Source organism: Bartonella sp. AD328YNZD (genome assembly GCF_042196425.1).
In genome coordinates this window covers 1-1,454 of sequence record NZ_JBHIQG010000481.1, presented here as the reverse complement: position 1 = coordinate 1,454, position 1,454 = coordinate 1, and the positions used below count along the sequence as shown (strand labels likewise).

1 pseudogene is annotated in these 1,454 nt (G+C 40.0%); it reads left to right on the top strand.

The features are described from left to right. Nucleotides 1-1,454 (top strand): annotated as a pseudogene (locus ACFIO3_RS13025) (hypothetical protein); the annotation flags it as partial.

The window sequence follows — 1,454 nt, the reverse complement described above, 5'->3', positions numbered from 1 at the left end:
TTGGTAATCCTAGTAAGGGCATAACGCGGCAGATTATAGGTGTAGCAGCTGGTAGTGAACCTACTGATGCAGTAAATGTTATACAGTTAAAAGATTTAGAAAGTGTCGTAAGAAATGACGGTTGGAAACTCTCTGTTGGGGGTAAGAATGGTAAAACCGTTATTATGGACAGTACGGTAGATTTTTCCACTGGAAGTACAAATCTTACGATTACAAAAGGTGATAAAGATAATAATGTAAAATTTGATCTATCTAAGGAAATTGCAGTCAATAAAGTAACTGCAGGAAGCAGTACCCTAGACGCAACAGGTTTAGTGATTGCCAATGGTCCGAAAATAACCACCGGTGGTATAGATGTTGGCAGTAAAAAGATAACAGGAGTGGCAACGGGTACTGAAAGCACCGATGCGGTGAATTTTGGACAGCTGAAGGAAATAAAAGAACAGGTAGCAACTAGTAGTTTCGTAAAACAAGATGCACAGACGAAGTTCATAACCATTGGTAAGGATACAGATGGCGATAAAATCACAATTGCCAATAAAGATAATAAAACCAGAATTCTTTCTGGTGTTGCATCTGGCACGAACGACACTGATGCCGTGAATGTTGCGCAGCTAAAAGCTCTAAAAAACTCTATAACTTCAAGTTGGGATCTCTCTGTTGAGGGTGCAGATACGACGAGTGTTAATTCAACTAGTCCAATGGATTTGGCAGCTGGAAGTAGCAACCTAAATATTACAAAAGGCAAAGAGGACAATAAGGTAAAATTTGATTTAGCAAAGGACATCACACTGGAGAGCGTAAAGGCAGGTGCAAATACTTTAGACGAAACAGGCTTAATGATTACAGGTGGTCCGAAAATAACAACTAGTGGTATTGATGCTGGCAATAAAGAGCTAAAAGGCGTTAAAGATGGGGCGCTCTCAGTAGGATCGACAGAAGCGGTAAATGGTTCACAACTTTTGGCAACAAATAATGAAATTGCTGATGTAAGAGACAGTATTCTTGTTAAGCAAGAAGAAGGGATGGCGTTAAGTCGCAGTCTCCGTGCTGAGGGATCAGGTGTTATCACCATTGGGAAAGGAACTGGTGGCACTGAAATCAGCATTCTGAATAAAGATAATGGGGCAAGGAAAATTTCCGGTCTATTAGGTGGCGATCTCAGTGCAAATTCAGATGAAGCAGTCACTGGTTCTCAGTTGTTTACTACAAATCAAAATGTTACAACTGTAACAAGTGATCTCAAAACAGTATCTGAGAATATAGCCAAATATTTCGGTGGTGGCGCTAAATATGAAAATGGCGCTTGGACTGCTCCTAAATTTACTGTTAAGTCCGTTAAGGATGATGGCGAAACAGAAAACAAAGAATATCCTGATGTAGCGGATGCACTTGCAGGAGTTGGAAGTTCTATCACGAATGTTCAGAATAAATTGACTGAACAGGTTAATAAT